This is a genomic window from Frankia sp. Mgl5 (assembly GCF_023242985.1).
GTDB classification, from domain to species: domain Bacteria; phylum Actinomycetota; class Actinomycetes; order Frankiales; family Frankiaceae; genus Parafrankia; species Parafrankia soli.
In genome coordinates this window covers 1-8,405 of the sequence record NZ_JALKFY010000700.1, presented here as the reverse complement: position 1 = coordinate 8,405, position 8,405 = coordinate 1, and the positions used below count along the sequence as shown (strand labels likewise).

General features: G+C 69.9%; 7 protein-coding genes and 2 pseudogenes. 7 read left to right on the top strand and 2 right to left on the bottom strand.

The features are described 5' to 3' along the window. Positions 1 to 108: 108 nt before the first annotated feature. A complete protein-coding gene (locus tag MXD62_RS26355) occupies positions 109 to 510 on the bottom strand; it encodes a hypothetical protein (RefSeq protein WP_248832111.1) in 402 nt (133 codons plus the stop codon). A 446-nt stretch (positions 511 to 956) separates the two neighbouring features. Here MXD62_RS26355 and MXD62_RS26350 point away from each other — a divergent pair, with 446 nt between their 5' ends. From MXD62_RS26350 to MXD62_RS26325, 6 genes are all read left to right on the top strand, one after another. Beyond that, positions 957 to 1,640 (top strand): response regulator transcription factor, encoded by a 684-nt coding sequence (locus tag MXD62_RS26350; protein ID WP_248832112.1) that lies wholly within the window; start codon positions 957 to 959, stop codon positions 1,638 to 1,640. 6 nt (positions 1,641 to 1,646) lie between these two features. Beyond that, positions 1,647 to 3,071, top strand: coding sequence for a HAMP domain-containing sensor histidine kinase (locus MXD62_RS26345; RefSeq protein ID WP_248832110.1), 1,425 nt, complete (start codon positions 1,647 to 1,649; stop codon positions 3,069 to 3,071). 41 nt (positions 3,072 to 3,112) lie between these two features. Further along, the gene (locus MXD62_RS26340; RefSeq protein ID WP_248832109.1) at positions 3,113 to 3,286 is read left to right on the top strand and encodes a hypothetical protein; all 174 of its coding nucleotides are present in this window, start codon (positions 3,113 to 3,115) and stop codon (positions 3,284 to 3,286) included. Beyond that, positions 3,279 to 4,229 (top strand): alpha/beta fold hydrolase, encoded by a 951-nt coding sequence (locus MXD62_RS26335; protein ID WP_248832108.1) that lies wholly within the window; start codon positions 3,279 to 3,281, stop codon positions 4,227 to 4,229. Before MXD62_RS26340 ends, MXD62_RS26335 begins: the two co-directional genes overlap by 8 nt. Next, on the top strand, positions 4,217 to 5,413 hold the full coding sequence (locus MXD62_RS26330) for a glycosyltransferase (protein ID WP_248832107.1): 1,197 nt from the start codon (positions 4,217 to 4,219) through the stop codon (positions 5,411 to 5,413). The genes MXD62_RS26335 and MXD62_RS26330 overlap by 13 nt, the downstream gene beginning before the upstream one ends. A 69-nt stretch (positions 5,414 to 5,482) precedes the next feature. After that, the gene (locus tag MXD62_RS26325; protein ID WP_248832106.1) at positions 5,483 to 7,138 is read left to right on the top strand and encodes a GMC oxidoreductase; all 1,656 of its coding nucleotides are present in this window, start codon (positions 5,483 to 5,485) and stop codon (positions 7,136 to 7,138) included. 308 nt (positions 7,139 to 7,446) lie between these two features. Here the strand turns inward: MXD62_RS26325 and MXD62_RS26320 are convergent. Then, positions 7,447 to 7,827, bottom strand: a pseudogene (locus MXD62_RS26320) (transposase); the annotation flags it as partial. Positions 7,828 to 7,849: 22 nt separating this feature from the next. On the opposite strand from MXD62_RS26320, the pseudogene MXD62_RS26315 reads away from it, so the two are divergent. Further along, positions 7,850 to 8,130, top strand: a pseudogene (locus MXD62_RS26315) (IS30 family transposase); the annotation flags it as partial. Positions 8,131 to 8,405: the final 275 nt, after the last annotated feature.

Genomic DNA, 8,405 nt, shown 5'->3' with positions numbered 1-8,405 from the left:
ACACGACGTCGACGCATCCTCTGATCATGACTGATCGGCGGCTACGCGAAGGTGGACATCGCCGATGCAACAGCGCCCCGGTGAGTAGTTGCTGACGGGTTTTCGCGGTCACCCCGCCGAGAGTGGGTTGTCCGACAGGGCCCGGCCCTCGACCACCCGCGCACCCGTCGGTGCTGGGTTTTCCTTGAACTGCACGAACTCCATGGTCTTCAGCTCCGACCGCACGCCGGTCGTCTTGTCCAGGATGTAGACCGAGTACCGAATGGCTCCCCAGTCGCCCTCGATCAGGACGTTGTCCAGCTGCCCCAGCTCGATGTCGTACACCGCGAACAGCTGCCCCATCATGTCCTTGTATTCCTGCAGGGTCAGTCGCTTGCTGTAGACGTTGTAGTGGGCGTCCGGCTCGTACAGCGTGTCGCACCACTTCAGCCATGCCTCATAGCCGTGGTTCCACTGGTCGAAACCCTCCTGGAACCGCGCCCTGATACGTGCCTCGAAATCAGTACTCATTCTGGTCGTCCGCCGCCTTCTGCCTCGGGAAATCTGCTCCCGCGCCGCTCACCGGGTAGCGCTGTCGGCAGGGGGATGCCCGCCGCGGGGCGAGGCCGGGCGGGTCGCGGGCTGCGCGTGGTGGTGCGCGGGCTGCGCGTGGTGATCGGGATGCTCCGCACGATCAGCATGCTTGCGCGCCAGGCTTGCCGTTACTTGAACGTTAGTCGCGGGTTTGCTGGAGGTGCCGTTGTGGTGGGCAGCTCCGGCCGATCGCCGCGGAACCATCTGAGACGGGGCCGTGGGGGCGGCGGCCGCCACGCACACCCTCAGCCGGAAGATCGGCTGCCGCGGGCGTGCAGGCGCGGCCGGCCATCATGCCGCCGTGTCGTACCGACCTGTCACGCCAGGTCGCAGCAAGCGGGCCGGTCTCCGCCGCCCGGCGGGCCCGTCGTCATGATGGGCAGATGGTGCCCGTTCCAGTGATGGTGGTCGAAGACGAGGAGAACGTCTCCTACGTTGTCGCCATGGCGCTGCGGCTGGCGGACTTCGAGGTGATCGAGGTCTCCACCGGGCGCGAGGCGCTACGCCTTGCCAGCGGCGACACGCCGATCGGACTCGTCATCATGGATGTGATGTTGCCCGACCTCGACGGTTTCGAGGTCTGCCAGCGGATGCGTGCCGCCGGGGCGGAGGTGCCCGTCATCTTCCTGTCGGCTCGTGGTGGCCTCGACGACCGGGTGCGGGGGCTCACGCTCGGCGGCGACGACTACCTGCCCAAGCCGTTCAGCGTCGAGGAGCTTGTCGCCCGGAGCCGGGCGATCCTGCGCCGCCGCGGCGCGGTCGCGAAGACATCCGTACTGACCTGCGGCGAGTTGAGCCTCGATGAGGACGCCCACCGGGTCACCGTCGGGGGCCGACCTGTCGTGTTGTCGCCGACCGAGTACAAGCTGCTGCGTTTCCTGCTGCGGAACGCGGGGCGGGTGATGACCAGGGCGCAGATTCTTGACCATGTCTGGGACTTTGCCTTCGACGGTGAGTCCACCGTCGTCGAAACCTTCGTCTCGTCGCTGCGGAAGAAGGTCGAAGTTTCTTCCCCGCGTCTTATTCACACCGTGCGCGGCGTGGGTTACCGGCTCAGCGATGAATGACGTGGCATGACGCTCAGGCTACGGTTGGCGGTCGCCGGCGGGGTGGTGCTCGGGGTTCTCGCGATCGCCGGCTTTCTCCTGATCCAGTCGGTGTGGACGGCCCAGGTCGACCAGATCGACCAGCAGCTCACCAGCGGCGCGGCGGCGACGGTGTCCCTCGGCGAGGCGGGGCCGTCGCCCGACCTGTCCGCACCTGTCGGGCCAGCCGAGGCCCTTCCCGGTGCCGTCTCGGCCATCCGGAGCGTGCAGAACGGTCTGAACTACTTCTACGTGGCGGTGCTGTCGGGCGACCGGCGCACGGTGATACTCGAGCCGGCTGTCGCCGCGGGGCAGGCACCCCAGACGCCGGCGGCGGGAGCGCGGCCCTTGACCTCGCTGCGCGCGGTGACCGTGAACTCGTCGTCCGGATCGCAACGGTGGCGGGTGGTCTTCGTCGCGGGCACGGGTGACCGGGATGTGCTGCTGGCCCAGTCGTTGGCGGGAGTGGAGGCCGCGACGGGACGGATCCGGTCAGCGATGTTCGCCGTCAGCGCGTTTGTGCTGACCGTGCTGGTAGCCGCCGGCTACTGGGTGGAACGGCTGGGCCTGCGCCCCATCGCCCGCGTGACGCAGGTCTCCGACGCGATTTCCACTGGTGATCGTTCTCGGCGGGTGGACGCGATGGGATCGCCCCGGTCGGAGGCCGGTCACCTGGCTCGCGCTTTCAACGTCATGCTGGACGAGCAGCAGGAGAGCCGGGATCGGCTCCAGCGCTTCGTCGCCGACGCCTCACACGAACTACGCACGCCTGTCTCGGTGATACGGGGGCTCGCCGAGTTGTGGGGGCAGGGACACCTGCGTGAACGCGAGGACCTCGACGAGACGATGCGACGGATCGGGCGGGAGGGCCGCCGGATGGCAGACCTTGTGGAGGACCTGTTGCTCCTCGCGCGGCTGGACGAGAACGCAGCCGGGCAGCACGGACGCGTCGACCTCGCCGCGGTGGTCCGCGACGTCGAACGTGAGGTGTCGGAGCGGTATCCGTCCCGCGAGCTGCGATGCCGCGTGTGCGGCCCGGTCATCGTGCAGGGGGATGAGGTGGCGGTGCGGCAGGTGCTCACCAACCTCCTGGAGAACGCGCTTGTGCACACCCCGCCCACCGCCTCGGTGTCGGTGTCGGTGCGGGCAGAGGAAGCCCGCGGCACGGCGGTTCTCCAGGTGAGCGACACCGGGCCGGGGATGAGCCCGCGGGATGCCGAGCGGGCGTTCGACCGGTTCTGGCGGGCCGACGCGAGCCGCTCCCGGCCCGGCTCGGGACTCGGCCTGCCGATCGTGGCGGCGATCGTCGCCACCCACGACGGGAAGATCGCCTTCGACACGTCGCCGGAGCGTGGGACAACCGTCCGCGTCGAACTGCCCATAATCGAAAATCTCCAGCAAACCCGCATCTAACGCTCAAGTCTGGGCAAGCCTGGCACGGGAGCATGCCGATCGTGCGGAGCATCCCAGCCACCACGCGAACCCCGCTGCCACCGCCTGCCTGCCCTCGCCCTGCGGCGCACGTCGGCATCCTGGCCACGACGTGCCTGGACGACGTGATCAGCGTGGGCGTCGGTGACGCCGTCCACCGGATCGCCGACAGCCCGTCCGGAGCCAGCCGTGGCTGACGTCATCGCGAACGGGATCCGCCTGAACGTCCAGCGCCTCACCCCGAGGCACGGGGCCGATCCCGACGCGCCGATCGTCGTGATGCTGCACGGCATGGTGATCGACAACCTGTCCAGCCTGTACCTCAGCCTCGGTACCTACCTGGCCAACGCGGGCTGCGAGGTCATCTGCTACGACCTGCGTGGGCACGGGCGCAGCGAGCAGACGCCCGACGGGTACGACATGGCCAGCGCCCTCGCCGACCTGTCCGGGCTGCTGACCGCGCTTGGCGTCGGCCGGCCGGTGCACCTGCTCGGCAACAGCTACGGGGCGACGTTGGCCCTGGCCCACAGCCTCGCGCATCCGGAGCAGGTGGCGAGTCTGACGCTGATCGAGCCGCCCTTCCTCGTCGACAGTCTCGGCACCCAGATGGAACACTCGCTCAGCCGGGTGCTCGCGGCGACCTCGCACGAGGACGTCGAGCGGTGGCTGGCCAACAACGCCAGGCGCGCGGCGGCGCGGACCATGCGCACCGCGCGACGGCTGCTGCGCGACACCACGCTGCGGCGGGACATGCTCGCCACCCCACCCTTCGACCTCGCGCGCCTGGCCGCGTTCACCGCGCCGGTGCTCGCCGTGTACGGCGCCAACTCGGACATCATCGACCAGGCGGCCAGCCTGTCGGCGCTGGTGCCCGACTGCACTCTGGTCGTCCTGCGCAACCACACCCACGGGGTGCTCCGCGAGGCCACCGGCTACCTGCGCACACTCACACACTGGTGGCTGTTCGAACGTGCGACGGCGCCTCTGCCGACCTACACCCCGCCGCCCGGCCCCGGCCACGTCATGCCCGACTGGGTGCGCGAGAAGGTACCGCCGCCGGGCCTCGGAGCCCCGGACCACGACCATGACGGCCGACTCCTGCGAACGGCCCGGGACGCTGGTGCGACATGGCGAGGGTGATGTTCGTGGTGCCGCCGCTCGCCGGCCATGTCCACCCGGCCGTCGCGGTCGCGGAGGAACTCGCCGCACGCGGTCACCAGGTCGCAGTCGCCGGTCATGCCGACGCCGTCGCGCCGATGGTGCCGGCGGACGTCGACCTGCTCGCGCTGCCCGGGGGACGGGCCGACGACGCCGCGGAACGGATCAGGATGGAGGCCGCCTCCCAGCGGCTTCGCGGCGTGGCCGCGCTGAAGTTCCTCTGGCAGGATTTTCTCCTCCCGCTCGGCGCGGCGATGATCCCCCAGATCGACGCCCTGGTCAGCGAGTTCCGTCCGGACGTCGTGGTCGCCGACCAGCAGGCCGTCGGCGCGTCGGTCGTAGCCCGCCGTCGAGGCACGCCGCTGGCCGTCCTCGCCACCACGCCCGCCGAGTTCGACAATCCCTACGCCGGGTTCGACCGCGTGGGCTCCTGGATCGCCGAACTGCTCGCAGACTTCCAGCTCGCCCACGGGATCTCCACGGAACAGGCCGCGGCCACGGACCCGCGCTTCTCCGACCAGCTCACCATCGTCTGCTCCGTGCCGGGCTTACTCGAAGCCAGCCGTTTCGCGGAGTCGATGGTCTTCGTCGGCTGCGCGGCCGGTCGGCGCCACGGCGACCCGGACTTCCCGTGGACGTGGCTGGACGAATCCCGGGCCACCGTCCTGGTATCGCTGGGCACGGTCACCCGCGACGCCGGTCGCCGTTTTCTGCGGGCCGCCGCGGAGGCGGTCCGGTCGATGGCCACCGACGTGCAGGCGGTCATGGTCGCACCGCCGGGAACCGCCGACGACCTGGCTCGGGAGGCGCCCGCCGACCTGCTCGTCACGCCGCGCGTGCCGCAGCTCGCGTTGCTGCCACACCTGGCCGCGGTGGTCTGCCACGCCGGCAACAACACGGTGTGCGAGTCGCTGGCACACGGAGTCCCGCTGGTCGTCGCACCGGTCCGTGACGACCAGCCGATCATCGCGAGACAGGTGGTACAGGCCGGGGCCGGTACCCGCATCCGGTTCGGCCGTGCCGGCGCGGCAACGATCGCCGATGCCCTGCGGAAGGTGCTGGACGACCCGACCTACCGGACAGCCGCCACGCGGCTGCGCGGGCAGTTCGCCGCCGCCGGCGGTGCGGCCGCGGCGGCCGCGCACATCGAGAAACTCGCCAGCTGAACCGGATCCGGCCTTGTGCCCGCGAGAGCGGAGAGCAGGCGTCCGGCAGTGGACAGAACTGGAGTCAGGATGTCCGACAAAGCTTCCAGCAAAGCTCCCTTGAGTCGGGAAACCATGGCGGGCCTCACCCGTCGGAAGATGCTCGGAGCGGCTCTCGGGACGGCCGCTTTCGGCGCGGCCGCGGCCGGCGGGCTGGCTGCCTGCTCCGACGACACACAACCGCAGAGCTCCGGCGGTGCCGGGGCCGCCGGGACCGAGGTGCGGGAACGGGCCGTCGTCGTCGGCACCGGCTTCGGTGGGGGTGTGACAGCGCTGCGGCTGGCCGAGGCCGGCGTCCCGACGCTGGTCCTGGAACGCGGCATCCGGTGGCCGAGCGGACCTGATGCGACAACCTTCAGCCGTTTCGCCACCGTCGACAACCGATCCTCCTGGTTGACCGACCACAGCATGATCCGAGGTGTCGACAAGACCTGGAAGCCGTTCACCGGAGTCATCGAGACCGTGATGGGCGACGGTATGGACATCAACTGCGGGACCGGGGTCGGGGGCGGCTCCCTGACCTACCACGGCATGACGCTGCAGCCGACCAAGGAAAGCTTTGCCGCGTCCATGCCGACGGCAGCCGGCCTCTACGACGAGCTGAACCGGTGGGCCTACCCGACCGTCGCCAGGATGCTGGGCATCTCCACAATCCCCGACGACATCCTGAACACCGAACCCTACCGCTCATCCCGGCTGTTCCTGAAAACCGCACCGGACGCCGACCTACAGCCGTTCCGGGTTCCCCTGCCCGTCGACTGGAACTTCGTCCGGGGTGAGCTCAAGGGCGAGTACCAGCCGACCTACACCACCAGCGACCTGGCCTTCGGTGTCAACAACGGCGGCAAGCGCTCCATCGATGTCACCTATCTGGCCGCCGCGGAGAAGACCGGCCGGGTGCGGGTGGAGCCGCTGCACGTCGTCCGCGACATCTCACTCGACGGGAAGAAGCGCTGGGTACTGGCCGTCGACCGAATCGCCACCGACGGCACAGTCCAGGAACGGAAAAGGATCGTCGCGGACGCGGTGTTCCTCAACGCCGGCTCCGCCGGCACGACACGACTCCTGGTCAAAGCACGCGCCAAGAACCTCGTACCGAATTTGCCGGACGCCGTCGGCACCCAGTGGGGCAACAACGGCGACCGCATCTACGCGTGGACCGGGATGAACGGCGACATCGGAACCCAGCAGGGCGGCCCGGCCTGTGTGGGGGGGCGCGACCCGCTCAGCCCCATCCCGTTCACCTTCATCCACGCCGGATCGCCCATGCAGATCCCCGGGACCAAGATGATGACCGTCGTCGGCTTCGGGGTCGTCCAGGCGGCCGGCACCTGGGCCTACGATCCGGACAAGGACGACGCCAGACTGACCTGGCCGGCGTCCGCCGAGGCCGACCTGCAGAAGCTGATCGCCGAACGCATGCAACGGCTGGCCGCCGCGGGCGGCGGAACAATGATCGACACCGACCAGGCCGCGCCGTCGACCTGGCATCCGCTGGGCGGCGTTCCCATGGGGGCCGCCGCCGACCAGTACGGCCGGATACTCGGCCACCGCGGCCTCTACGTACTCGACGGCGCACGGATCCCCGGCTCCACCGGCGCCTGCAACCCATCCATGACAATCGCCGCCCTGGCCGAACACAGCATGGCCACGATCGTCCGCCAAGACGTCGGACAGGTCTTCTAGTATCACGGAGCTCGGGCAGGCCGCTGTCTCTGGCTGCGGTAGCGCCGGCGCTCGACGGGTTCGGGGTCCGGTCGCGCTGGTTCCTCCTGGCCCGGCGGCGGACGACCCGTGAGGCCCGCCGCGCAGTGGGGGGTGCCGCGGTCCGAACCGGGACCGGCCGCCACCCGCTGCCCGGCCGCCACCCGGCCGCTGTGACATTGGCGCCAGAGATCGGTTCGCCGACCTCAACGGCGCCCGCAAGGACGACTACCTGGTCGTCGACAATGCGGGCGTGGTGAGGGGCTGGAGGCACTGACGCCCCTGTGTTGTCAAGTAGCCGCGGTGGCCGGTGGGCTGGTGCGCGGGATGGCGTTGTAGATCTCGCGGGCGATGTAGCGCTTGAGGCAGCGCACGATTTCGCGTGGGGTTTTGCCTTCGGCGAGGCGTCGTTGCTGGTAGGCGCGGGTGCGGGGGTCGCAGCGCAGCCGGGTGATGACGATGCGGTGCAGGGCGGAGTTGGCCTGGCGGTCGCCGCCGCGGTTGAGGCGGTGTCGGCGGGTCTTCCCCGACGAGGCCTCGATCGGGCTCACCCCGCACAGTGCCGCGAAGGATCGGTCGCTGGTCAGCCGTCGCGGGTTGTCGCCGGCGACAATGAGCAGCGCCGCGGCGGTGTCCGGTCCGACGCCGACCCTGGCGAGCAGGGCGGGTGCGTGGCGCATGAGCACGGCGGCCAACCGCCGGCTGCGGGTCGACTTTCCCGACGACACAACGATGACGACACAACGATGCGGATCTCGCACGAGGCGATCTACCAGTCTCTTTACATCGAGGGCCGGGGTGGGCTGCGCCGAGAGTTGGCCGCGTGTCTGCGTACCGGTCGGGCTCTGCGGGTGCCACGCGCTCGGGCCCGGCGGCGCCGCGACAGCATGGTCACCCCCGAGGTCAGGATCGCCGCCCGGCCTGCCGAGGCCACCGACCGCACTGTCCCAGGGCACTGGGAAGGGGATCTGGTGCGCCACGAGGCGCTGTTTAACCGAGCGGAGGTGAAAGACCTTCGCCGCGGTGCTGTCGCGGCAGCATAGCGAAGCTGGGGGCAGCCTGACCCGGGAGACGCCGGGGAGGGCGGAAAGCGGCCCCGACAACGCCGGGACGTGTCAGTACTACCGGATGATGCGGGTCCGGCAAGCGAGACGGGAAGGTGTACGAGAGGAACAAGATCGGGAATGTGTTGGCCGCCTTGCCGACCTCCGCGCACCCGGGTGCGAAGAAGGCGCTCGCCGAGATCTGG

Bases quoted from the DNA above. Each gene is read 5' to 3' on its own strand.
- MXD62_RS26355 (WP_248832111.1), bottom strand. From the start codon at position 510: ATGAGTACTGATTTCGAGGCACGTATCAGGGCGCGGTTCCAGGAGGGT.
- MXD62_RS26350 (WP_248832112.1), top strand. From the start codon at position 957: ATGGTGCCCGTTCCAGTGATGGTGGTCGAAGACGAGGAGAACGTCTCC.
- MXD62_RS26345 (WP_248832110.1), top strand. From the start codon at position 1,647: ATGACGCTCAGGCTACGGTTGGCGGTCGCCGGCGGGGTGGTGCTCGGG.
- MXD62_RS26330 (WP_248832107.1), top strand. From the start codon at position 4,217: ATGGCGAGGGTGATGTTCGTGGTGCCGCCGCTCGCCGGCCATGTCCAC.
- MXD62_RS26325 (WP_248832106.1), top strand. From the start codon at position 5,483: ATGTCCGACAAAGCTTCCAGCAAAGCTCCCTTGAGTCGGGAAACCATG.